This window comes from Flavobacterium crassostreae (genome assembly GCF_001831475.1).
In the GTDB taxonomy this organism is placed as follows: Bacteria; Bacteroidota; Bacteroidia; order Flavobacteriales; family Flavobacteriaceae; genus Flavobacterium; species Flavobacterium crassostreae.
Window position 1 is genome coordinate 377,769 of the sequence record NZ_CP017688.1, and the last position, 23,808, is coordinate 401,576.

The window sequence follows — 23,808 nt, forward strand, 5'->3', positions numbered from 1 at the left end:
TAATTTCAGATTTTTAGATTTAGTAGTCTTTTATTTCCAAAAAACGGCGTAAACCACTACCAACACTAGCATAATCACAAAAGAACCAATGGTAAAAAGAGGACTGGTTTTAAAGAGTTCTTTGGTCAAAGGAATTCCTTTAGAATCGGCTTTGCCTTTATTTTGCAACAAACTAACTACAACAATCAACAACATGGTGAGTACTGCGGTATATCCCATTTGGTCCATCCATGGCAAATCCGGAAAAAATGAGCCTATACTACTTTGTGCAAGCCATTGTTTTGGTCCTATTTTAAAGAACATAGCAATAGGGATCGATAGCAAAGCTCCCCAGATGGCTGCCTTGTTGGTAGTTTTTTTCCAAAATAATCCTAAAATAAATACTGCCAAAATACCTGGACTTACAATACCGGTATATTCTTGTATAAATTGAAAAGCCTGATCGATACCTCCCAAAAGTGGCGCCATGATTACTGCTATTAGTAATGCCCCGGCTGCGGATAAACGCCCTACGTTTACGGTGGTTTTATCATCCGCGTTTTTATGGATATATTGCTTATAAATATCCATAGTAAAAATAGTAGAAGTGGAGTTCAACATAGATGCTAAAGACGATACAATTGCAGCTGCTAATGCCGCAAATGCCAACCCTTTTAAACCTGCTGGTAAAAAATGTAGTAACCAAGGATACGCCCTATCTGCGGTGGCCATTCCGGGTAAATTTTCTATGGCAGAAACACCTAACCTAGCCATTATCTCAGGATCATTAACAATTACATAAGCAGCAATCCCTGGAACTACTACAATTAATGGGATAATTAGTTTTAAAAATGCTGCAAGTAAAATTCCTTTTTGAGCCTCTTGTAAGGATTTAGCTGCTAAGGTACGTTGGATAATATACTGGTTGAATCCCCAATAATAAATATTAGCAACCCAAAGTCCTCCAACTAAAACGCCTATTCCTGGAAGGTTCTTGTATTCGGGATTGCTTTGGTCTAAAATCATAACAAAACGATCTGGCGCAGCATGGTATATTTTTTGGAGACCTTGCCACATTCCTGCTCCATTAGAAACCGTATCTAAGGCCAAATAAGTAGTAACCAATCCTCCTAACACCAAAAAAACAACCTGAATTACATCTGTCCAAGCTACTGCAGATAAACCACCATATAAAGAATACGCCGCAGAAAACAGTGCTAAACCTATAATGGCATACATCATGTCAATGCCCAAAATAGTTTCGATGGCCAAACCTCCTAAATACAACACCGTAGTTAGGTTAACAAATACATATAGAGCAATTCAAAATACGGCTAATATTGTTTTTAGGTTGGTAGAAAAGCGTTTTTCTACAAATTCAGGAATGGTATAAATTCCTTTTTCAATAAAAATCGGCAAAAAATATTTTCCGACAATTAATAACGTAAAAGCAGCCATCCATTCGTAGGAGGCAATAGCTAATCCAAGTGCAAAACCAGAACCAGACATTCCGATAAATTGTTCTGCAGATATATTGGCTGCTATCAATGACGACCCAATAGCCCACCAAGGCAACGATTTGCTAGCCAAAAAATAATCTTCTGCATTTTTTTGATGGCCATCTTTTTCGCGAGAAACCCATAAACCTACACCCAAAATCAAGACTGCATAGGCTGTAAATACAAAATAATCTAAAAACCCGAATTCTGTTATCATTTTTTTATTGTTGTTTGTAATGAATAATTGATTGTTCTTTTAAAATTTGTGCACTTCGTTCTGGGGTAATATCCCTTTGAGATTCTCCCAACATTTCATAACCTACCATAAATTTCTTTACTGTAGCAGATCGTAATAAAGGCGGGTAAAAGTGCATATGAAACTGCCATTCTGGATGTGCCAAACCATCTGTGGGCGCTTGATGAATACCCGAGGAATAAGGAAAGGAAGTTTCAAAAAGGTTGTCATATTTAATGGTCAAATGCTGTAGTAGTAATGCAAAATCGGTTACTTCATCTGCTGTAAACTCTGTGATTGTAGTCAAATGCCGTTTGCTTATAACCATGGTCTCGTAGGGCCAAATAGCCCAAAAAGGAACCAATGCCACAAAATGATCGGTTTGCATCACAATCCGCTGGTCTAAAAGGAGTTCTTGCTTTAAATAGTCTTGTAATAAATTACTGCCTTTTGTTTTAAAATAAGAAGTCAAACTAGCATGGGTTTTTTGCACCTGAGTAGGTAACGAAGATTGTGCCCAAATTTGTCCGTGTGGATGGGGATTGCTGCACCCCATTACGCTGCCTTTGTTCTCAAAAATCTGAACATGTTGGATGTAATCTATGTTTCCCAAATTAGCATATTCTTGTTGCCAGGCACGAATAATAGCTGCAATAGCTTCGAGAGACATTTCTGGCAAAGTCAAATTATGTTTGGGTGAAAAACAAACTACTCTCGAAATCCCCCTTTCGGGTTGTGCTTTAAAGAACGATTCCGTTTGGGTTTCTAAAAAAGAAAGCTCTTCTGTCTTTAAAGCCGCAAAATCATTCTCAAAAACAAATGGTCCCTCATATAAAGGATTGACAGCTCCATTTGCTCTACTATTTCCGGGACACAAGTAACAGTTTTTATCCAATTCTGGCAATGTGTCTAAAGCAATGGTTTCGTTTTGGCCTTGCCACGGTCTTTTGGATCTATGTGGAGAGACCAAAACCCACTCTTCCAGCAAGGGGTTATAGCGTCTGTGTGGGTCTTGACTGATATCAAATTTTTTCATAATTAGAGTTCGTGCAATGAAGTGCCATTGCCAATTTTTACATCATATATTTTTAATTCTATTCCAAATTGATCTAGATAGGCCTTGGAGAGCTCTTCCTTAATTTTGTCCTGAGACCCTTTTTTAATAAGATTAAGGGTGCAACCGCCAAAACCACCTCCCATAACACGGGCACCCACTACGGCGGGATTTTTTTTGACAGTAGCTACTAAAAAATCCAGTTCATCACAGCTTACCTCGTACTCTTTAGATAGTCCTTCATGGGTAGCAAACAGCAATTCTCCTAGAGTTGTAATGGCACCAGTATCTAGTGCTTCGCATGCCTTGTTCACTCTATCGATTTCTTTAATCACAAAAAAACAACGTTTATAAACAGGCTCAGGCATTTTTGTTTTTAAACTTAGTAGTTGCTCTAGGGTACAATCCCTAAAGGTATGGACTGCTGCAAAATGGTTTTTAATAATAGCCAAGCCTTCTTCGCATTCTTGTCTTCGTTGGTTGTATGCAGAGGTCATTAAGGCATGTTTGACATTAGAATCAAATAAAACCAGTACATAATCCTTAAAATCTGCATCGTGGTAGGTATACTCTAAAGTAGTGCAATCTAACTTAATTACTTTGTCTTTTCTACCCATCACACTAGCAAACTGGTCCATGATACCGCAATGAATCCCTACCCAATGTTCCGCTTTTTGTCCCATCAAAGCAATGTCTAATGGCTTTATATTTAAACCAAATAGTTCGTTTATTCCAAACAAAAAACCACATTCTAGAGCAGCCGAAGAAGACAATCCAGAACCAACCGGGATATTGCTACTAAAGACACAGTTAAATCCTTCCAATACAAAACCATTACTTTTTAATAGCTGGATTATACCCCGAAAATAATTAGTCCAAACGGTTGCCTCAAGTTGCACTTCTTGAGTAAGGTCTATTTCAAATTCTTCATCTAGATCTAAGGCTATAATTTTGCATTTTTGGCTATTGTTTTTTTCAAAAGCAAAGCAAATAATCTTATCTATGGCCGCGGGTAGAACAAAACCATCATTATAATCAATATGTTCTCCGAGTATATTTATCCTACCTGGTGAAAGAACCATTTTTTCTACTTTAGAATTAAATGTGTTCTCAAAGTGATTTTTTGTTTTAGTTATTAAATCAGTAGTCTGCATAGCTTAAGTGTTATAGCGGTTTATTTAATTGGTATTACTCGTTCTTTGGAATTAGAGCAACGGAACTCAAAATAAAAAACAAAAAGTATCCCATTAGGTATTTCAAATTTCATAAAAATTCCAGTTTATAAGTACACGTATGTTGGTACTTGTCGGATTTACGCAACACAGCATCCGGAAAATGACTCTGGTTGGGTGCGTCTGGAAAATTTTGGGTTTCAAAACAAATACCACTTAAAGCTGTATAAGCAGCCCCTTCTTTTCCTTCAATCCGATTAAAACAATTGCCCCCAACATAAATATGAACCCCAGGTTGGTTGGTATAGACACTCATTTTTAAATGGTTTTTTTTACTAAATAAGCAAGCTGCCAATACTTCATCTTGTGGCAAAACAAACGTAGTATCGATACGCTCTGGGCAAGCAGAAGGTTTTTTGTAATCCAAATTTGTACCTTGGCTATTTAAAAAACGTCCTGTGGGTATGCCATCTTTTTTAATTTCTAAAACCTTAGTAGCATTTACCATTAGCTCTTGGTTGGTAATCTCGGTAGTATGACCATCTAAATTAAAATAACTATGATGGGTCAAATTTACAACCGTATCCGCCGTGGTGGTAGCCTGATAGGTTACCACTACTTCATTCTCTTCTGTCAAACAATACGTTACGGTTACAGATAAATCTCCCGGAAAATTCTCCTCTCCAGAGGGGCTAAAATAATGCAAACTAACCGAAGGATTTGTTCCAGTATCGTTAATACTTTCAAATTGCCAAATTGCTTCACTAAAGCCTTTGTTGCCACCATGAAGGCAATTGCCTTGGTTGTTTTTATTTAAAAAAAAAGTATTTCCGTTCAAAACAAAAGTACCATCTTGTATCCTTCCTGCATACCTACCAATGGTAGCTCCAAAATAGGGAGCCCCATGTAAATCAAAAGACTGCAGATAATTCTTTAAACTAGCAAATCCCAAAACAACATCTACTACTTCTCCATTTTTTAAAGGAATTTTCAAAGATTGTAATGTAGCGCCATAATTAATAATTCGAAGTTCTAAACCGTTTTTGTTTACTAATTTAGAGCAGTACACCTCTTGACCATCTGGCATAATACCAAATAATTCTAACTCTTTTTGGTTTTTAAAATGAGAGATGTGTTTTTTTTTCATTATTTTATTACAAAAAGTGAAATTCAAAAATAAAGTAATTAAGCAACAAAACATACTAGTACCTACCAGTTTTTGTATCTTGCCAAAAAAGGTATTCTATGAAACTTATAACCATTCAAAATAATCTAGGCGTTGCTAAATACACCCAAATCATACATGCAATCGAAAAAGCAATACAACACAATAAAATACAGCTAGGAGAAAAACTCCCTTCTATAAATAAAGTAAGGATGGAGCACCAAATATCCAGAGACACGGTACTACAAGCCTATGAAGAATTAAAAAAAAGAGGGTTGATTTACGCCATTCCTGGCAAAGGGTATTATTTAAAAAGCATAGAGATTGCTATTGAAAAGAAAATATTCTTATTATTTGACGAACTAAATATTTTTAAAGAAGACATCTACAATGCCTTTCTATCAAACCTAGACAAACAAACTCAAGTAGACCTCTATTTTCATCATTTCAATATAGCCGTTTTTAAAAAACTAATTACAGAAGCAAATGGCAAGTATACCAAATACATTATTATGCCTACTGCCTTAACAGAAGCTGCTACACTATTAAAAACCCTACCAGTTAATGACGTCTATATACTAGACCAAACAAATCCAAATTTAAAACACTACCCAGCAGTATACCAAAATTTCATAAAAGACATTTATGAAGCCTTAAAAAAAGAAAAGAATAGATTAGAAAACTATAGTCAATTCATACTTATTTTTCCAGGATTTAGAGAACCATTAGGCATGAAAGAAGGATTTATTAAATACTGCAGGAAAAACACTTTAAAACACGAAATAATCACCGAGTTTAAAGACCGAAAAATTTCTAAAGGAGATCTATATATAATCCCTAATGATAGAGACTTAGTCCATGTGATTGAAGCATCCAAAGAACAGAAATTAAAACTAGGAACGGATTTTGGAATCATATCGTACAATGACACCCCTCTAAAAAAAGTAGTAGAAAATGGAATCACAACCATCTCGACCAATTTTCATGCAATGGGAAAAGAAATGGCTAAAATGGTTCAAAAAAACGAAAAAAAACAAATTGAAAATGAATGCAATGTAATACTACGAAATTCATTCTAGCTAATTTTAAACAGTTATAGCCTAAAATAGGATCAAGTCTAAAAGTTGTGGGGAAATATAAAAATAGAGATATTTGTATTTCCAAATCAGATACAAATGCAAGATTCTTTTGTCGACCTTCTCAAGTTGTTACTTCCTGAAATCATAGTTGAATACTTTGAACTGACTTCCTATAAAAAAGAGGAAGAGATACTTCATCTTTACTTAAAGGAGATTAATTCAATTCCTAAAGAACATCGACAATCTAAATTAAGTTCAAAAGGGTTCTTTGATGAAATAACAGTTCAGGATTTCCCTATCCGTGGGCATCAGGTATATCTTCATATCACTCGAAGAAGATGGCTGAATGAAGATACTGGAAAAGTAGTTTTTAGAGATTGGAATTTAGTAGCAGACGGAACTCGTGTAACCCAGGAGTTTGCGTCTTTTTTAAAAGAGATCCATAGATTCCAGCCCAAATGATTGTAATGCTATCGCCTCTTTCTATGGCGTTAGCGGTAAAAATCTACAACATCAATACAAAGATTTTCTAAGTGATTTCAAAATATGGGATCAAAAACTACACGCAAAACAATGGCTTATATTTCCAGAAAACATAGGCAAACGCTTATCAATTGACGAAACCTCCTTGTCCAATGGCGAACTCTATACTATTTTGACCAACAAAGCTGGAAAGGGAAAGAAAGGAACTATAGTGGCTATGATTGCAGGAACCAAAGCTGAAACGGTAATCGCTATCATTGAAAGAATCCCTCTTAAACAACGAAATCTAGTCACCGAGATAACCCTAGATATGGCAGGAAATATGGGGCTCATTGCCAAGAAATCCTTTCCTAATGCAACTCGCGTAATCGACCGGTTCCACGTTCAAAAATTGGCTACAGAAGCTTTACAGGAAATAAGAATTAAATACCGTTGGCAAGCTATAGACCAAGAAAATCAGGCAATAGAAAAAGCGAAGAAAAACAAGAAAAGATTTGAGCCTGAAGTATTGACTAATGGAGATACTATTAAGCAGTTACTTGCTAGAAGTAGGTATTTCTTATACAAGAATAAATCAAAATGGACGGCGAATCAATTACAACGAGCATTATTGTTGTTTGAATTATATCCCGACATAAAAGAAGCTTACAATCTATCTCAAGGATTACGGAACATTTTTGAAAACACAACCGATAAAATCATTGGTTTTGCCAGACTAGCTAAATGGCATGAAAAAGTAAATCAATCAGGATTTAAGTCTTTCAATACAATATCTCGAACCATAATCAATCATTATCAAAACATATTGAACTATTTTGATAACAGAAGTACTAATGCATCAGCAGAATCCTTTAACGCCAAAATAAAAGCTTTTAGATCTCAGTTTAGAGGTGTTAGAAACATTGAGTTTTTCCTTTTTAGGCTAACTACTATTTATGCCTAATTTTTGCTGCTCCACAGGTTTTAGGATTGATCCCAAAAAACCCTTATCCGATTAGGATAAGGGTTTTTTAAAAAGAAAGGCGACGGATCGAGGCTTTTAGCCGACACGTCGTACCTATAAAAAAAAAGAACCCCAACTTTTACAAGTTGGGGTTCCATAAAGAAAGGCGACGACATACTCTCCCACATAACTGCAGTACCATCTGCGCAGGCGGGCTTAACTTCTCTGTTCGGGATGGGAAGAGGTGAGCCCCGCCGCAATAACCACCTTAAGGTCGTTTTGCAATGGGTAAATTAGCATGGTGCTAATAAACATTACAGAATATCGTAACATACTGAGATAAAGAAAAAAATATAATTAGAAAGTTTCCCCAGCCTCTTACGAAGCTGGAAAGGGTGTACATAAGCTTACGGATTATTAGTACTACTCGACTATGACATTACTGCCTTTACATCTATAGCCTATCAACGTGGTCATCTCCCACGATCCTTAAAAGAAATCTCATCTTGTGGTGGGTTTCGCGCTTATATGCTTTCAGCGCTTATCCCTTCCAAACGTAGCTACTCTGCCATGCCACTGGCGTGACAACAGATACACTAGAGGTTTGTCCAATTCGGTCCTCTCGTACTAGAATCAGATCCACTCAAATTTCTTGCGCCCACAGTAGATAGAGACCGAACTGTCTCACGACGTTCTGAACCCAGCTCGCGTGCCACTTTAATGGGCGAACAGCCCAACCCTTGGGACCTTCTCCAGCCCCAGGATGTGACGAGCCGACATCGAGGTGCCAAACCCCCCCGTCGATATGAGCTCTTGGGGGAGATCAGCCTGTTATCCCCGGCGTACCTTTTATCCTTTGAGCGATGGCCCTTCCATGCGGAACCACCGGATCACTATGCTCTACTTTCGTACCTGATCGACCTGTATGTCTCTCAGTCAAGCTCCCTTATGCCATTGCACTCTACGCACGGTTACCAAGCGTACTGAGGGAACCTTTAGAAGCCTCCGTTACTCTTTTGGAGGCGACCACCCCAGTCAAACTACCCACCAAGCAATGTCCCCCGCAATGCGGGGTTAGGCCTCAGACAAACAAAGGGTTGTATTTCAACAATGACTCCACAACGCCTAGCGACGCCACTTCATAGTCTCCAACCTATCCTACACATCATTTGTCCAAGGTCAATACTAAGCTATAGTAAAGGTGCACAGGGTCTTTTCGTCCCACTGCGGGTAAGCGGCATCTTCACCGCTACTACAATTTCACCGAGCTCATGGCTGAGACAGTGTCCAGATCGTTACACCATTCGTGCAGGTCGGAACTTACCCGACAAGGAATTTCGCTACCTTAGGACCGTTATAGTTACGGCCGCCGTTTACTGGGGCTTCAATTCAATGCTTCTCCGAAGATAACATCTCCTCTTAACCTTCCAGCACCGGGCAGGTGTCAGGCCCTATACTTCATCTTACGATTTTGCAGAGCCCTGTGTTTTTGATAAACAGTCGCCTGGACCTCTTCACTGCGGCCAGCATTGCTGCTGGCGACCCTTCTCCCGAAGTTACGGGTCTATTTTGCCTAATTCCTTAGCCATGAATCTCTCGAGCACCTTAGAATTCTCATCTCGACTACCTGTGTCGGTTTGCGGTACGGGTACTATTAACCTGAAGTTTAGAGGTTTTTCTTGGAAGCGCTTAGGTGTACTATCTCTTTGTCCGAAGACGCCGAGTACTATCGTATTTCCCCAAGCCGCGTGGATTTGCCTGCGCAGCCTATAGGTACGTACTTCAACGAACTATTCCGTCAGTTCGCGACACTTTCATTACTCCGTCACCCCATCACAGTTAAAACTAGTACGGGAATATTAACCCGTTGTCCATCGACTGTCCCTTTCGGGTTCGCCTTAGGTCCCGACTAACCCACAGCTGATTAGCATAGCTGTGGAAACCTTAGTCTTTCGGTGTGCGGGTTTCTCGCCCGCATTATCGTTACTTATGCCTACATTTTCTTTTCTAATTAGTCCAGCAACCCTTACGAATCACCTTCAACCCCATTAGAATGCTCCCCTACCACTTACGTATTATCGTAAATCCATAGCTTCGGTAATATACTTATGCCCGATTATTATCCATGCTCGTCCGCTCGACTAGTGAGCTGTTACGCACTCTTTAAATGAATGGCTGCTTCCAAGCCAACATCCTAGCTGTCTAGGCAGACAAACCGCGTTCTTTCAACTTAGTATATATTTGGGGACCTTAGCTGATGGTCTGGGTTCTTTCCCTCTCGGACTTGGACCTTAGCACCCAAGCCCTCACTGTTATGAAACATTATATAGCATTCGGAGTTTGTCAGGAATTGGTAGGCGGTGAAGCCCCCGCATCCAATCAGTAGCTCTACCTCTATATAACTTAAACATAACGCTGCACCTAAATGCATTTCGGGGAGTACGAGCTATTTCCGAGTTTGATTGGCCTTTCACCCCTACCCACAGATCATCCCAAGACTTTTCAACGTCAACGGGTTCGGTCCTCCACTTTGGGTTAACAAAGCTTCAACCTGTCCATGGGTAGATCACACGGTTTCGCGTCTAACACTACTGACTAAAGCGCCCTATTCAGACTCGCTTTCGCTACGGATCCGTGGCTTAACCACTTATCCTTGCCAGCAACGTTAACTCGTAGGCTCATTATGCAAAAGGCACGCCGTCACCCCACGAAAGGGCTCCGACCGCTTGTAAGCGTATGGTTTCAGGATCTATTTCACTCCGTTATTCACGGTTCTTTTCACCTTTCCCTCACGGTACTGGTTCACTATCGGTCTCTCAGGAGTATTTAGCCTTAGCGGATGGTCCCGCCAAATTCAGACAGGATTTCTCGTGTCCCGCCCTACTCAGGATACCACTATCCATTATAGCACTTACCTATACAGGACTATCACCCTCTTTGGTTCTACTTTCCAGTAGATTCTAGTTCGTTTTACATGGAATATCGTGGTCCTACAACCCCAAAATTGCCGTAACAACTTTGGTTTGGGCTAATCCGCGTTCGCTCGCCACTACTTACGGAATCACTTTTGTTTTCTTCTCCTCCGCCTACTTAGATGTTTCAGTTCAGCGGGTTTGCCCACCCGTAGGTGTACTATGTCTTCAACATAGTGGGTTGCCCCATTCGGGTATTTACGGATCAATCGATGTGTGCTCGTCCCCGTAACTTTTCGCAGCTTATCACGCCCTTCATCGCCTCTGAGAGCCAAGGCATCCCCCATACGCCCTTATTTTGCTTATTGTACCAATCTTAAAATTAATTAAGACCGTTTTTTTTGTCTTTTACTACTAATAGTAAAAAACGCTTTCTACTTGTAATATTTTCTTATCTCAATATGTCAATGAACTTTTTTCCTTTCGGAATTGTGGAGAATAACGGAGTCGAACCGTTGACCTCCTGCGTGCAAGGCAGGCGCTCTAGCCAGCTGAGCTAATCCCCCATTTCTAATCTTAAATTATGAATGTTGAATTTTGAATTAAGGTATTCATACTCATACTTCTAAAATTTCCTTATATATAACTAATCCTAAATTGTTGTCTCGGACAGACTCGAACTGTCGACCCCTACATTATCAGTGTAGTACTCTAACCAGCTGAGCTACGAGACACTCTTCATTCTTAAATTATTTGTTCTTTTTTTAAATTAACAGCAAGAGTAATAAAATTTTAAGCATAATGACCAACTTCTCTTTTCGTCTCTTTCCCTAGCGTGCTTGCGCTAACACTAAGGCTCTAGAAAGGAGGTGTTCCAGCCGCACCTTCCGGTACGGCTACCTTGTTACGACTTAGCCCTAGTTACCAGTTTTACCCTAGGCAGCTCCTTGCGGTCACCGACTTCAGGCACCCCCAGCTTCCATGGCTTGACGGGCGGTGTGTACAAGGCCCGGGAACGTATTCACCGGATCATGGCTGATATCCGATTACTAGCGATTCCAGCTTCACGGAGTCGAGTTGCAGACTCCGATCCGAACTGAGAACGGTTTTGTAGATTCGCTCCTATTTGCATAGTGGCTGCTCTCTGTACCGTCCATTGTAGCACGTGTGTAGCCCAAGGCGTAAGGGCCGTGATGATTTGACGTCATCCCCACCTTCCTCACAGTTTACACTGGCAGTCTTGTTAGAGTTCCCGACTTGACTCGATGGCAACTAACAACAGGGGTTGCGCTCGTTATAGGACTTAACCTGACACCTCACGGCACGAGCTGACGACAACCATGCAGCACCTTGTAAATTGTCTTGCGAAAGGTCTGTTTCCAAACCGGTCATTCTACATTTAAGCCTTGGTAAGGTTCCTCGCGTATCATCGAATTAAACCACATGCTCCACCGCTTGTGCGGGCCCCCGTCAATTCCTTTGAGTTTCAAACTTGCGTTCGTACTCCCCAGGTGGGATACTTATCACTTTCGCTTAGCCACTGAACTTGCGCCCAACAGCTAGTATCCATCGTTTACGGCGTGGACTACCAGGGTATCTAATCCTGTTCGCTACCCACGCTTTCGTCCATCAGCGTCAATCAATTAGTAGTAACCTGCCTTCGCAATTGGTATTCCATGTAATCTCTAAGCATTTCACCGCTACACTACATATTCTAGTTACTTCCTAATAATTCAAGTCAGACAGTATCAATGGCCGTTCCACCGTTGAGCGATGGGCTTTCACCACTGACTTATCTGACCGCCTACGGACCCTTTAAACCCAATGATTCCGGATAACGCTTGGATCCTCCGTATTACCGCGGCTGCTGGCACGGAGTTAGCCGATCCTTATTCTTACAGTACCGTCAAGCTGGTTCTCGAACCAGGGTTTCTTCCTGTATAAAAGCAGTTTACAATCCATAGGACCGTCATCCTGCACGCGGCATGGCTGGATCAGGCTTGCGCCCATTGTCCAATATTCCTCACTGCTGCCTCCCGTAGGAGTCTGGTCCGTGTCTCAGTACCAGTGTGGGGGATCTCCCTCTCAGGACCCCTACCCATCGTAGCCTTGGTATGCCGTTACCATACCAACTAGCTAATGGGACGCATGCTCATCTTTCACCGATAAATCTTTAATAGTGATCTCATGCGAGACTGCTATACTATGAGGTATTAATCCAAATTTCTCTGGGCTATCCCTCTGTGAAAGGTAGATTGCATACGCGTTACGCACCCGTGCGCCGGTCTCTAGTTCCGAAGAACTATACCCCTCGACTTGCATGTGTTAAGCCTGCCGCTAGCGTTCATCCTGAGCCAGGATCAAACTCTTCATCGTATATTGTTTGCTTATCTCTAAGCTATTTATTTTTGACTGAAGATCTATTGGTTCTTTTTTATTCTTGCATTTCTATTACTCTTATTCTTTGTCTTAAGATCTCTCTTAAAACGGCTGTCAATTCAATATGTCTAGGAACGTGTCTTATCTTGTTTCTCGTTTCGTCGGTCAATTTTCGTGACTCTCGAAGCGGGTGCAAAACTACAACTTGTTTTGGTAACTGGCAAGAAAATTTTGAGGTTTTTTTAAAAAATAATTTTTTAATTTTTTCTCTATTTCTCTTAGCAGTATGTCAAATAACGTCGCTTGTTTAGCGGGGTGCAAATGTAAACTTTTGCTTTAATTCTCACAAGCTTTTGAACTCTTTTTTGAAAAATAAATTTTCGCCTTGATTTCGTCTGCTTGCCAGTATTTGAAAGAACTTGTTTCTTATTGCGGGTGCAAAACTACCGCCTTTTTTCGGTTAATCAATACTTTTTTTACCTTTTATTTACCTTTTCTTAATAAGAATCGCTAACTGCTTTGTTTTTAATTCTATACAAATGCTTCTTTTGTTGCTTTTATAGGTCTTCGCTGCTGTTTTTGTGGTTATTCTGCCGGTTTTAGGGGTTTGGTGGTTGTTTTTTGCATGTGTATCTGTTGTCTTTATATATAGGTAGGCTTAACTTTGGAATGAGATTGGTTTTGAAACGCCTCGCTCCTAGCCCTGATAGTAGCGGAAATCCTGCCGAGACGGGGTTCGGCGAGGTAGATTGTAGCGGATAGCTGGAAATAGCTCCTTTATTCCTTTTGTATATAGGTAGGGTTTGTTTTGTAAAAAAAGGAACACCAAGACACAGCGACTATAAATCAGTTGTAACGAATGGCTTTTACTGGGGAGATTTTGGTGATAATATAAGACGGTATCAGCAATACCAAAAAACAGACGGTTATGGTTAGCAAATTTAGCAATGCGATATAGCCAAAATGAAGGTATACTGGAGCTTGATCTACATAGTAGTTCTCGGGGTTTAATTTTATGATTCCAAAATTATCTTGTATCAGCAGGATAGATATGCCGATTAGGTTGCCCCAAAACAATCCTCTAAGAATAAGATAGGAGGCGTTGTATAAAAATATTTTGCGGATGCTCCAATTGTTAGCTCCCAATGCTTTTAAAATTCCGATCATTTGGGTGCGTTCTAATATTAAGACTAGCAACGCTACAACCATGTTTATGGTAGCTACCAATATCATTATAACGAGTATTACTACAATATTAAAATCAAACAATTGCAACCATTCAAAAATATAACTGTATTTTTCAATGATGGTTTTAGTATCTAACGTAGAGCCGGTTTGTTGGTAAACTTGGTTTCCGAGTTGTTGAATTTGATCAAAGTCTTTAACAAAAACTTCGAAAGCTCCTACTTGGTCCGCATTCCATTTATTGATGCGCTGTAGGTGTCGTATGTCTCCTAATATATAGGTAGCGTCAAATTCTTGAAAACCGGAATTAAATATGCCTGTGATGGTAAATCTTCGGATATTGGGTAGCTTGCCCTGCCCTTCTTTCATAAAAAAGGTATTAAAAGCGTCTCCTACTTTTAAATGCAGTCTATTGGCCAAAAATTGCGACACAACTACTTCTGGATTGAGATTTTTGGAAACATCTGGTAGTCTCCCTGCGATAAGGTACTCTTGGATCCGGTTCCATTTGTAGTCTGTACCTACGCCTTTGTATATAATTCCTTCAAAAGCATTGGCGGTTCTAATTATACCTGCCTTACTAATTATTGCTTGTACGTGTTCAATCCCTGGAACGGTGGTGAATTTGGGATAAAAATCTTGTTTTTTAGAAATAGGGCTTGTGGTTGCTTGGGATTGGTTGCTATCAAAATTTGATATTAGGATGTGTCCATTAAAAGCAGCAATTTTTTCTCGTATTTTCTGTTGCAAACCAATTCCTGTGGCTACAGAAACTAGCATCATAATCATACCAATTGCTATAGCGGCTATTGCAATTTTTATAATAGGGGTAGCAATACTGCTTTTGCGTTCTTTTGCAGTAATGAGTTTTTTGGCTATAAAATATTCTAGATTCAAGGGAAATGGGTTTGTGTTTTGGTTTCAAAAATACACCTAAAACCCCAATTACACTAATTGACTCCTAATTTAACGTATTTGCAAAAGCTATTTATTTTTATAGAAAGTAACAAAGGCTCTAAATTAAAGTGCAAGTAACCGTATCTTGTTGTTAGATTAAAGGTTTTACAACGGGTTAAAGCGGTAGGTTTTTTTTCATTTCTTCTACAATAGTAAATGCTGCGGGACAAATAGGAATATTCTTTAAGGTAATATCGGTAATTTGCTGAAACTTCTTTCTATCGGTATGCGGGAACTCTCTACAGGCTTTTGGCCTAACTTCATATATAAAACAACTGTTGTCTGTATCCAAAAAAGAACAAGGTAGGCTTTGTAGTACATAATCTTGATCTTCGTCCATACGCAAATATTGAGCTATAAATTGTTGTGGCTTTTGTCTTAAATGTTTTGAAATGCGCGCTACATCTGCGGATGTAAATAACGGCCCAGTGGTTTTGCAACAGTTGGCACAATCCAAACAATTGGTTTTTTGGAATACGGCGTCATGCAGATCTTGCATTACGTAATCTAAATTTTTGGGTGTTTTCTTTTTTAGCTTATCAAAATACTTTTTGTTTTCAATATGCTTATCTTTGGCTAGTTTTCCGAGTTCGTTTAAAGAAGGTTTCAAATGGTTTATTTTTTTTGTAAAATTAATACTTTTAAAACAATGTTCTTGGATTATGTGCTTTTGAATTTTGAAACTCCCACCATGAAAGACCTTTTTGGCAAAGCCATCCTTGATTACCAAACCAATAATTCTCCGGAAGATTTGATTACAGAAACCTCTATATCTGAAGCAGATCAAATGAGCGTAGCCTATTTATTTAGAACGTTTGAAGAAATGCCAAAAATAGAACAGCAAGCTCTAGAGTTGGCACGAGGCAATGTGCTAGACATTGGTTGCGGCGCAGGGAGCCATAGTTTGTACTTACAGAACAATCCCGATTTGCAGGTTATGCCTATTGATATTTCTAAAAATGCTATTGCAGCATGCAAACTTAGAGGATTAACTCAGGCAAGGACACTGGATTTTATGGCTATTAAAACCGAGACATTTGATACTATTTTGTTGTTGATGAACGGCACGGGCATTTGTGGCAAAATCCATAAATTACCAAAATTTTTAGGAAAACTAAAATCCTTACTTAACCCTGGAGGACAAATCCTGCTAGATAGCTCAGACCTTATCTATATGTTTGATGAAGATGAGGATGGCGGCAAATGGATTCCTTCTGAAAGGGATTATTATGGCGAAATTAGCTTTACTCTTTCGTATAAAGGAGATACTGAAATTGCTTTTGACTGGCTTTATTTGGATTACAACACCCTACAAAATGCAGCTTTAGATAATGGTCTACTATGCGAATTGGTTTTAGAAGGAGAGCATTATGACTATCTCGCAAAACTAACTCTGGCAACACCCTAAAAAAATACTACAAAAAAGATTTGGTTGGGGTGTCTTTTCGGGCATACTCAAACCGATCCAATAAAACAGGCAAACAGTAGCCGTCCAATCCATTTAACGCCACTACACCGGCTTTGTCCAATTGTAACCAACCGTCTGGGTGCGCTAATTCTGGATTATAAAAAAGCTTTTCGATACGGGCAATAACCAAGATAGTATTGTTCTCTTGGATGTAATATTCGTTGGCATATTTGCAATACAGTTGTACTGGACTTCCTTTTACAAAAGGAATTGGAATAGTGGTTTTGTACTCTTCTTCTAGATTGGTTTTGCTGAATTCGGAAATGGCTGCTTCGTAGTTTGCGGAGGTATGGTGCGCATCTGCAATCATGGATTGGCTAACGTGATTTACCGTAAAGTATCCCGTGTCTTTGATGTTTTGATATGTATCTCTAGGCACCGTAGTGGGGCGAACTACAAAGGAAAGCAATGCAGGATCACTCCCTAGGTGGGTAATGCTACTAAATATGGCCACATTAGTACTGCCTTGTAGTGATTTGGTTGCTATTAAATTGGCAGATTTGTAGCCCGTGCAAGAATTAATTAAATTGAGTCTTTGCACTCGATTCATTTTATCCATTTGTTCTGTGGTGATCTCTATCATGGTAGGTGTGTTTGGATGCAAATATACTTATTTTGTTTATTAATAATTGTAAAACAATAAACAAAATACTATTTTTACCGCTTCTTGCGTGAGGGGTTGTAGTGAAAATCCTTTTGGGAGGAACGAGAAAAAGATTGTAGCGAAAAACCCGACCGAAGCTTTTGCGTAGGGCACGCCCAGAACTAAAAACCTAGTGACTGGATGTAAACTTTATGTTATTTATAATGCTTACTTTAGAATATATACTTATTTTTACCATCTTATAATTAGATTTTTTTGATGCAAACTCCACTTAAAATTGCTGTTGTAGGTTCTGGATTGGTTGGCTCCTTGCTGGCTATTTACCTCAAAAAAGCGGGTCATATTGTACATATATATGATCGAAGTCCTGATATTCGTAAAATTACCTTCTCTGGTAGATCTATTAATTTAGCCATGTCTAACCGAGGCTGGAAGGCGCTCGATGGCGTGGGGATTGGGGATGCCATCCGAGATATTGCCATACCGATGGAAAAACGAGCCATTCATTTGGTGGATAAACTCAATTTTCAGGCGTACGGACAAGAGGGCGAAGCGATATACTCTATATCCAGAGGGATTTTAAACCGAAAGATGATTGATCTTGCTGAGGCGGCTGGTGCTGTTTTTTTCTTTGATCAAAAAATATGGGATGTTACTCTCAAAGAGGCCACGCTCCATGCTGGCGAAACCGAGCGAGGTGCTTGGGAAGAGAAAAAATACGACATGGTCTTTGGGGCGGATGGTGCTTTTTCAAGAATACGACACCGAATGCAACGCCAAAGTATGTTTAATTATTCGCAAGAGTTTTTAAATATTGGATACAAAGAGCTCAATATTCCGGCTAATGCGGACGGAACCCACAAATTGGATAAAAACTCTTTTCATATCTGGCCTCGTGGCCAATACATGCTCATTGCGTTACCGAATCTGGATGGGAGTTTTACCTGTACGCTGTTTATGCCTTTTGAGGGGGAGAACTCTTTTGATTCTTTGAAAGAAATACAGGATGTGGAACGTTTTTTTGAAACCAATTTTCCGGATTCTATTGAGGTGATCCCAATGTTGACGGAAGATTTTTTTAAGAATCCTACGAGCACTTTGGTTACGATGAAATGTTTTCCGTGGACCTTTGAAGACAAAGTAGCGCTAATTGGAGATGCCTGCCATGCTATTGTTCCTTTTTATGGACAAGGCATGAATGCTGGTTTTGAAGATATTTCGGTTTTGTACGACATGATGCAGAAATACGGAGACGATTGGGAAACGATATTCTCAGAATACCAAGACTCTCGTAAACCTAATGCGGACGCTATTGCGGAACTTTCTTACCGCAATTTTATGGAAATGAGCTCAAAAACTGCAGACGACACCTTCCTTTTGCAAAAAAAAATAGAAAAACTTTTCTCAGAGAAGCATCCTGAAAAATGGATTCCTTTATATAGTAGAGTAACTTTTAGTGATCGTCCGTATGCAGAGGCTCTAGCCATTGGAGATTTGCAGAACGAAATCATGCAAAAAGTTTTGAAAACCAAAAACATTGAAGAAATATGGGATAGCGAAGAGATTGAAGCCAAAATTCTGGCCTTGCTCTCAGAGAACTAATTTATATTTAAAAAAAAGACCAACTTATTTCGGAATAAAGTTGGTCTTTTTTTTGGTTATGCAGCTGTAGTTAGGGGTATTATTTCTTTAAAAATTTATTCAATACTCCAAAAAAACCTCTAATGAATGTAGCACTAGTTAGCACTTTGATAACCGACTTACTGACCGTTGCGGTAGTACTTGCCGTTTTGGAACTAGTGCTCTTTGTAACTTTAGCTTCTGCTTGTTCCTGGGCTTGGGTTGCTTCGTGCCGTTCTGCAAGGGCTATTTTTTGGTTTAGCATTTCGTAGGCACTCTCGCGATCCAGAACTTCACTATACTTTTTGACCAATTTAGAGTGTTGGTTGATGTCTTGAATTTCCGACTCAGACAAAATATCCATTCTACTCATGGGTGCTCGTAACATGGTTGCTACAAGCGGGGTTGGTATTCCTTTTTCATTCAAGGCTGTAACTAAAGCCTCTCCAATACCCAAACTAGTTAGAACTTCGCTGGTGTTGTAATAATCCGAAAGAGGATAATTATCTGCCGTTTGTTTGATGGATTTACGATCATTTGCCGTAAAGGCTCTCAAGGCATGCTGTATTTTTAATCCCAATTGTGCCAAAACACCGCTGGGCACATCCATAGGATTTTGGGTAATGAAATAAAGACCTATTCCTTTGGAACGGATTAGTTTTACAATGATTTCAATTTGTTCTAATAATGCTTTGCTGGCTTGGTTAAACAACAAATGTGCTTCGTCAATAAAAATAACTAGTTCTGGCTGCTCCGAATCTCCTTTTTCTGGCATTTGTTGGTATATTTCGGCCAACATACTTAGCATAAAGGTAGAAAAAAGCTTGGGTTTGTCTTGTATATCTGTTAAACGAAGAATATTGATGTACCCTTGCCCATTTTGGTCTACACGCATTAGATCTTCAATTTCAAAGGACTTTTCGCCAAAAAACAAATCCCCTCCTTGTTGTTCTAATTCAATAATTTTTCGCAGAATGGTACCAGTGGTTGCTGTAGATATTCTGCCATAGCTTTGGGTGATTTCTTCTTTTCCTTCTTCAGTAATATAATTAATTACTTTTTTGATATCCTTAAGATCCAATAAAGGCATTTTGTGGTCATCACAATATTTAAAAACAATAGACACAACACCAGCTTGGGTGTCGTTTAGATCTAAAATTCTAGAAAACAAAACTGGACCAAACTCGGATACCGTAGCGCGCAAACGGACTCCATTTTGCTCCGACAACGTTAATAACTCAACCGGAAACTTTGCTATTTGGTAAGGTAGGTTTATTTGCGCATGACGCGAAGTAATAAAAGATTTTTCTTCGCCCTCTTTGGCAATACCACTAAAATCTCCTTTTATGTCCATCATAAGAACAGGTATCCCAAAAGAGGACAATTGTTCGGACAAAACCTGGATTGTTTTGGTCTTTCCGGTTCCGGTAGCCCCAGCAATCAAGCCATGTCTGTTTAGGGTTTTTAGCGGTAGCCTAACAAAGGTATCTGGTAGGGATTGCCCATCAAGAATGGCACCTCCAAGAACAATACTATCTCCCTTGGTTGCATACCCTTGGTTGATGTGCTGGACAAAATCTTCTTTACTATTCATAATTTATGGGATCTATTTCTATTTTAAATGCAAGTTATTATTATTTTTAGACAAACCATAAAAATAACAACTCCTATTTTATCTTCTTTTTATTTACATAAATTACGAAACAAAAAATTTAACATTGAAGCAACATCCTTACAATAACAGATCAAAAACAGATAAACAGTGGTTTTATTAGCAAAAAAGAAGGTTTTGAGTTCCCAAATTGACAAAAACATAATTTTGAATGTTTTTTTGAAATTTTTTAACAACAGTTAAGTTATAATAAAATTAAAAAAAGTTTTTTTATTTCAACTAAACATATAAATTTGCGGGACTACAAGTTTATTACAACTAAAATAAATTAATTAAAACTATTAAAATTAAGAAAAATGGCGAACGTTAAAAAAGAAAGCACTTCAAACGGTGGAGGAATGGTTTCAGGAATGATTATTGTTGCATGTATTGGTGTTGGTGTATTAATCTGGAAATTTATCATGGGTAATCCTTCCAACTTTGAAGGAGGAAATCCAGAAGGACATCCATTGAACACTCTAGGACAAGTTTATCATGGTGGAGCGATTGTGCCTATATTATTAGGAATGTTATTAATGGTTCTTGTTTTTTCTATAGAAAGATATTTTGTTATCTCTAAAGCAGCTGGTAAAGCTAAATTAGATGTTTTTATGACTAAAGTGCAAGCTACCATCAAAGCAGGTCAAATTGACGAAGCTATTGCTGCATGTGACAAACAACAAGGTTCAGTTGCAAATGCAATAAAATCTGCATTAGTAAAATACCAAGCAGTTAAATTAGAAGGATTCAATAGTGAAGAAGCATCAGAAACTATCCACAAAGAGATCGAAGAAGCAACTTCTTTAGAGATGCCAATGTTACAAAAAAACATGACAATTATTTCTTCATTAGTTTCATTAGGTACACTTATTGGATTGTTAGGTACCGTATCTGGTATGATTAAAGCCTTTGGTGCATTAGCAGCAGCTGGAACTCCAGATCAAGCAGCACTTGCAAGTGGTATTTCTGAAGCACTTATTAATACTGCAACAGGTATTGGAACTTCGGCAGTAGCAATTATCTCTTACAACTTCTTTACTTCTAAGATTGATGATTTAACATACTCAATTGACGAAGCTGCAGTATCTATTGTAAACACTTACAGAAGATTCAGAGGAAGTTTGAAGCAATAATTATATTGGTATTTAGTATCAATTAAAAAAAACAAAAAGAATGGCTAAAATAAAAATAAAAAAAAATGCGGGGTCAACAGATATGACCGCAATGTGTGATGTCGCATTTCTATTGCTTACCTTCTTTGTAATGACTTCAACAGCAAAATTACCGGAGGCGTTACCCGTTGACACTCCAGCTTCTACTGTAAAAATCAAACTACCTGAAAGCGATTTGGCTACAATGACTGTAGGTAAAGGGATGGTGTTCTTTGACTTAAAAGGTAGAGAAGTTCGTAAAAGAACTCTTGAGCTCATGGGCGAAAAGTACAATGTAACTTTTACTGACGATCAAAAAAACAAATTTGCTTTGATGGATGGTTTTGGAGTTCCTGTACAAAACTTATCGCAAATCATTGAGATGAAGTCTTCAGAAAGAAACAAAGCAGGTCAAACAGGTATTCCAATGGATTCTACGGATAACCAACTTAAAGAATGGATCTATAACGCCAGAATTGCAAACATTGAAGTAAACGACAAAGAACTTCAGATTGCTATAAAAGGGGATGCAAAAGAGCGATATGATGAAATTCGTAAAGTAATGGATATCTGTCAAGAGCAAAAAATCAACAGCTTTAGCTTGGTTACTGGCTTGAGAGGAGATGAATTTTAATTAATAAAAAGACACTAAAATGGCTGAATTAAATACCGACGACGGTGGAGGCAAAAAAGGTGGTAAGGTAAGAAGTAAAAAACAAAATTCAAAAGTAGATTTAACTGCTATGGTGGATTTAGCCTTCTTATTAATTACGTTCTTTATGCTTACTACAACGTTGTCTAAACCTCAATCGATGAGCTTGGGATTGCCAGATAAAGATCCAAAAGAAGACACTGCAAACATGAAGGTAGATGAAAATCGTACGATGACTTTGATGTTAGGAGAAAACAACAAACTAGTATATTACATGGGTTTGTTAGAGACTCCAATAGCAGGGCCTAAAGAGATGATTTACGGTAAAGATGGTATTCGTAAAGAAATACTAGCTAGAAAAAAAACCGTGCTGGATTATACTGGTAACAAAGACAAAGGAATGATTGTAATTATTAAACCAAGCAAAAAATCAAGTTACAAAAACATGATTGACATCTTGGACGAAATGGTTATATCTGACGTACCTACCTATACAATCGTTAACGATTTTTCGCCTGAGGAACAAAAATTGTTAGAAGGAAAACAAGAGTAATCTTGTTTTCTTAATAACCTAATAATTAAGAAAAATGAAATTAGATATATTAAAAAACCAATGGCTGGATATTGTTTTTGAAGGACGTAACAAATCTTACGGTGCTTATGTATTAAGAAAGTCTAATAGAAGCACAACAATAAAAGCGCTTATTATTGGAGCAATACTTTTTACTATAGCCTTAGCTGCACCACTTATTGCAGATTTATTACCAGAATCTGAAAAAGACGATGTAGTAAGAAATGTAAAGATTACGGCAATAAAATTACCTCCTAAAAAGATTGAAAAGCCTAAATTAAACCTGCCGCCACCTCCACCACCACCTCCAAAAGTGGATCAAGTGAAGTTTGTAAAGCCCGTAGTGGCAAAGGCAGCAGAGGTGACAGAAGAGCCACCAAAAATTGTTGAGATCAAAGAGAAGAAAATTGGAGCAACTACTATTAAAGGAGATCCAGATGCTGTTTTAACTGTTGCCCCTGTTGGTAATGGTCCTGCAAAAGTTGTAGAAGCAGACGACAACCAGATCTACAACACTGCAGGTATTGAAGTAAAACCAGAATTCCCTGGAGGTATGGAAAAATTTTACTCGTATGTAGGTAAAAATTACCGCGCACCAGACGAAGAAGGTCTAAAAGGAAAAGTTTATGTAACCTTTGTAGTTGAAAAAGATGGATCCTTAACAGATATCAAAGTATTGAGAGATATTGGTTACGGAACCGGAAAAGAAGCAATTAGAGTTTTAAGTAAATGTCCTAAATGGAATCCTGGAGTACAAAATGGCAAGCCAGTTAGGGTACTTTATTCACTCCCAATTACTATACAAACCGCATATTAATGTTAGATACTATTATTAAAAACATTCAGAAGAAATCGCCAAAAGAGCGATTTCTTCTCGTTATAGGAATTTTGTTTTTTGTACTCTATTTTGTCTTAGGATTATTTATTATATTTATGAAAAATTTTCCATTAGCAATGGCAAGACCCTATAGGATTGCTTTTGGGATTCTTCTTATTTCTTATGCCTACATTAGATTTGTAAGGCTTATTAATGACAATAAAGATTAAAT

Annotated in this window: 17 protein-coding genes, 2 tRNA genes, 3 rRNA genes and 1 pseudogene; 10 read left to right on the forward strand and 13 right to left on the reverse strand. The window is 38.5% G+C overall.

What is annotated here, in order from left to right:
• Nucleotides 1-30: 30 nt before the first annotated feature.
• The 4 genes and pseudogenes from LB076_RS01690 to LB076_RS01705 form a co-directional block, all read right to left on the reverse strand.
• Nucleotides 31-1,695, reverse strand: a pseudogene (locus LB076_RS01690) (sodium/sugar symporter).
• 4 nt (nt 1,696-1,699) lie between these two features.
• Nucleotides 1,700-2,749: a UDP-glucose--hexose-1-phosphate uridylyltransferase gene (locus LB076_RS01695; RefSeq protein ID WP_066335769.1), complete on the reverse strand. Its 1,050-nt coding sequence runs from the start codon at nt 2,747-2,749 to the stop codon at nt 1,700-1,702.
• Between the two features lie 2 nt (nt 2,750-2,751).
• Complete coding sequence (gene galK, locus LB076_RS01700) at nt 2,752-3,921, reverse strand: galactokinase (RefSeq protein WP_066335767.1); 1,170 nt, start codon at nt 3,919-3,921, stop codon at nt 2,752-2,754.
• Nucleotides 3,922-4,030: 109 nt separating this feature from the next.
• Nucleotides 4,031-5,086, reverse strand: a complete 1,056-nt coding sequence (locus LB076_RS01705; RefSeq protein ID WP_066335765.1) for an aldose epimerase family protein — start codon at nt 5,084-5,086, stop codon at nt 4,031-4,033.
• A gap of 98 nt (nt 5,087-5,184) precedes the next feature.
• Between LB076_RS01705 and LB076_RS01710 the strand changes: the two genes are divergently transcribed.
• The 3 genes from LB076_RS01710 to LB076_RS01720 all read left to right on the forward strand — a co-directional run bounded on the left by LB076_RS01710 (nt 5,185) and on the right by LB076_RS01720 (nt 7,609).
• Nucleotides 5,185-6,183, forward strand: coding sequence for a GntR family transcriptional regulator (locus LB076_RS01710; protein ID WP_066335763.1), 999 nt, complete (start codon nt 5,185-5,187; stop codon nt 6,181-6,183).
• Nucleotides 6,184-6,279: 96 nt separating this feature from the next.
• Nucleotides 6,280-6,645, forward strand: coding sequence for an ISAon1 family transposase N-terminal region protein (locus LB076_RS01715; RefSeq protein WP_066334588.1), 366 nt, complete (start codon nt 6,280-6,282; stop codon nt 6,643-6,645).
• A gap of 10 nt (nt 6,646-6,655) precedes the next feature.
• The gene (locus LB076_RS01720) at nt 6,656-7,609 is read left to right on the forward strand and encodes an ISAon1 family transposase (RefSeq protein WP_198402046.1); all 954 of its coding nucleotides are present in this window, start codon (nt 6,656-6,658) and stop codon (nt 7,607-7,609) included.
• A gap of 161 nt (nt 7,610-7,770) precedes the next feature.
• Here LB076_RS01720 and rrf read toward each other — a convergent pair.
• From rrf to LB076_RS01755, 7 genes are all read right to left on the reverse strand, one after another.
• Nucleotides 7,771-7,880, reverse strand: a 5S ribosomal RNA gene (gene rrf, locus LB076_RS01725).
• 126 nt (nt 7,881-8,006) lie between these two features.
• Nucleotides 8,007-10,889, reverse strand: a 23S ribosomal RNA gene (locus LB076_RS01730).
• 124 nt (nt 10,890-11,013) lie between these two features.
• Nucleotides 11,014-11,087: transfer RNA gene (locus LB076_RS01735), tRNA-Ala, on the reverse strand.
• A gap of 94 nt (nt 11,088-11,181) precedes the next feature.
• Nucleotides 11,182-11,255: transfer RNA gene (locus LB076_RS01740), tRNA-Ile, on the reverse strand.
• 128 nt (nt 11,256-11,383) lie between these two features.
• A 16S ribosomal RNA gene (locus tag LB076_RS01745) occupies nt 11,384-12,897 on the reverse strand.
• The 16S, 23S and 5S rRNA genes sit together here with 2 tRNA genes alongside, the layout of an rRNA operon.
• A gap of 849 nt (nt 12,898-13,746) precedes the next feature.
• The gene (locus LB076_RS01750; protein ID WP_066335193.1) at nt 13,747-14,982 is read right to left on the reverse strand and encodes an ABC transporter permease; all 1,236 of its coding nucleotides are present in this window, start codon (nt 14,980-14,982) and stop codon (nt 13,747-13,749) included.
• 175 nt (nt 14,983-15,157) lie between these two features.
• Nucleotides 15,158-15,652 (reverse strand): YkgJ family cysteine cluster protein, encoded by a 495-nt coding sequence (locus tag LB076_RS01755; RefSeq protein ID WP_066335471.1) that lies wholly within the window; start codon nt 15,650-15,652, stop codon nt 15,158-15,160.
• An 81-nt stretch (nt 15,653-15,733) separates the two neighbouring features.
• Here LB076_RS01755 and LB076_RS01760 point away from each other — a divergent pair, with 81 nt between their 5' ends.
• Entirely contained in the window at nt 15,734-16,450 is a 717-nt protein-coding gene (locus LB076_RS01760) for a class I SAM-dependent methyltransferase (protein WP_066335199.1), read from the forward strand.
• A gap of 7 nt (nt 16,451-16,457) precedes the next feature.
• Here the strand turns inward: LB076_RS01760 and LB076_RS01765 are convergent, their stop codons facing one another.
• On the reverse strand, nt 16,458-17,093 hold the full coding sequence (locus LB076_RS01765) for a flavin reductase family protein (RefSeq protein WP_066335202.1): 636 nt from the start codon (nt 17,091-17,093) through the stop codon (nt 16,458-16,460).
• 279 nt (nt 17,094-17,372) lie between these two features.
• Between LB076_RS01765 and LB076_RS01770 the strand changes: the two genes are divergently transcribed.
• Nucleotides 17,373-18,716, forward strand: coding sequence for an FAD-dependent oxidoreductase (locus LB076_RS01770; protein WP_066335204.1), 1,344 nt, complete (start codon nt 17,373-17,375; stop codon nt 18,714-18,716).
• Between the two features lie 79 nt (nt 18,717-18,795).
• Here LB076_RS01770 and LB076_RS01775 read toward each other — a convergent pair whose 3' ends face one another.
• Entirely contained in the window at nt 18,796-20,328 is a 1,533-nt protein-coding gene (locus LB076_RS01775; RefSeq protein WP_066335207.1) for a helicase HerA-like domain-containing protein, read from the reverse strand.
• 374 nt (nt 20,329-20,702) lie between these two features.
• Here LB076_RS01775 and LB076_RS01780 point away from each other — a divergent pair, with 374 nt between their 5' ends.
• Genes LB076_RS01780 through LB076_RS14025 form a run of 5 tightly spaced genes read left to right on the forward strand, consistent with a single transcriptional unit; the run spans nt 20,703 to nt 23,806 of the window.
• Nucleotides 20,703-21,518 (forward strand): MotA/TolQ/ExbB proton channel family protein, encoded by an 816-nt coding sequence (locus tag LB076_RS01780; protein WP_066335210.1) that lies wholly within the window; start codon nt 20,703-20,705, stop codon nt 21,516-21,518.
• 40 nt (nt 21,519-21,558) lie between these two features.
• Nucleotides 21,559-22,170: an ExbD/TolR family protein gene (locus LB076_RS01785; protein WP_066335214.1), complete on the forward strand. Its 612-nt coding sequence runs from the start codon at nt 21,559-21,561 to the stop codon at nt 22,168-22,170.
• A gap of 19 nt (nt 22,171-22,189) precedes the next feature.
• The gene (locus tag LB076_RS01790; protein ID WP_066335216.1) at nt 22,190-22,741 is read left to right on the forward strand and encodes an ExbD/TolR family protein; all 552 of its coding nucleotides are present in this window, start codon (nt 22,190-22,192) and stop codon (nt 22,739-22,741) included.
• Nucleotides 22,742-22,775: 34 nt separating this feature from the next.
• A complete protein-coding gene (locus LB076_RS01795) occupies nt 22,776-23,576 on the forward strand; it encodes an energy transducer TonB (protein ID WP_066335219.1) in 801 nt (266 codons plus the stop codon).
• Nucleotides 23,576-23,806: a hypothetical protein gene (locus tag LB076_RS14025; protein ID WP_066335221.1), complete on the forward strand. Its 231-nt coding sequence runs from the start codon at nt 23,576-23,578 to the stop codon at nt 23,804-23,806. Before LB076_RS01795 ends, LB076_RS14025 begins: the two co-directional genes overlap by 1 nt.
• The last annotated feature ends 2 nt before the right edge of the window (nt 23,807-23,808 follow it).

Excerpts from the sequence above, each read along its gene's own strand:
- LB076_RS01695 (WP_066335769.1), bottom strand. The coding sequence starts at position 2,749 with ATGAAAAAATTTGATATCAGTCAAGACCCACACAGACGCTATAACCCC.
- galK (WP_066335767.1), bottom strand. The coding sequence starts at position 3,921 with ATGCAGACTACTGATTTAATAACTAAAACAAAAAATCACTTTGAGAAC.
- LB076_RS01705 (WP_066335765.1), bottom strand. The coding sequence starts at position 5,086 with ATGAAAAAAAAACACATCTCTCATTTTAAAAACCAAAAAGAGTTAGAA.
- LB076_RS01710 (WP_066335763.1), top strand. The coding sequence starts at position 5,185 with ATGAAACTTATAACCATTCAAAATAATCTAGGCGTTGCTAAATACACC.
- LB076_RS01715 (WP_066334588.1), top strand. The coding sequence starts at position 6,280 with ATGCAAGATTCTTTTGTCGACCTTCTCAAGTTGTTACTTCCTGAAATC.
- LB076_RS01760 (WP_066335199.1), top strand. The coding sequence starts at position 15,734 with ATGAAAGACCTTTTTGGCAAAGCCATCCTTGATTACCAAACCAATAAT.
- LB076_RS01765 (WP_066335202.1), bottom strand. The coding sequence starts at position 17,093 with ATGATAGAGATCACCACAGAACAAATGGATAAAATGAATCGAGTGCAA.
- LB076_RS01770 (WP_066335204.1), top strand. The coding sequence starts at position 17,373 with ATGCAAACTCCACTTAAAATTGCTGTTGTAGGTTCTGGATTGGTTGGC.
- LB076_RS01775 (WP_066335207.1), bottom strand. The coding sequence starts at position 20,328 with ATGAATAGTAAAGAAGATTTTGTCCAGCACATCAACCAAGGGTATGCA.
- LB076_RS01780 (WP_066335210.1), top strand. The coding sequence starts at position 20,703 with ATGGCGAACGTTAAAAAAGAAAGCACTTCAAACGGTGGAGGAATGGTT.
- LB076_RS01785 (WP_066335214.1), top strand. The coding sequence starts at position 21,559 with ATGGCTAAAATAAAAATAAAAAAAAATGCGGGGTCAACAGATATGACC.
- LB076_RS01790 (WP_066335216.1), top strand. The coding sequence starts at position 22,190 with ATGGCTGAATTAAATACCGACGACGGTGGAGGCAAAAAAGGTGGTAAG.
- LB076_RS01795 (WP_066335219.1), top strand. The coding sequence starts at position 22,776 with ATGAAATTAGATATATTAAAAAACCAATGGCTGGATATTGTTTTTGAA.
- LB076_RS14025 (WP_066335221.1), top strand. The coding sequence starts at position 23,576 with ATGTTAGATACTATTATTAAAAACATTCAGAAGAAATCGCCAAAAGAG.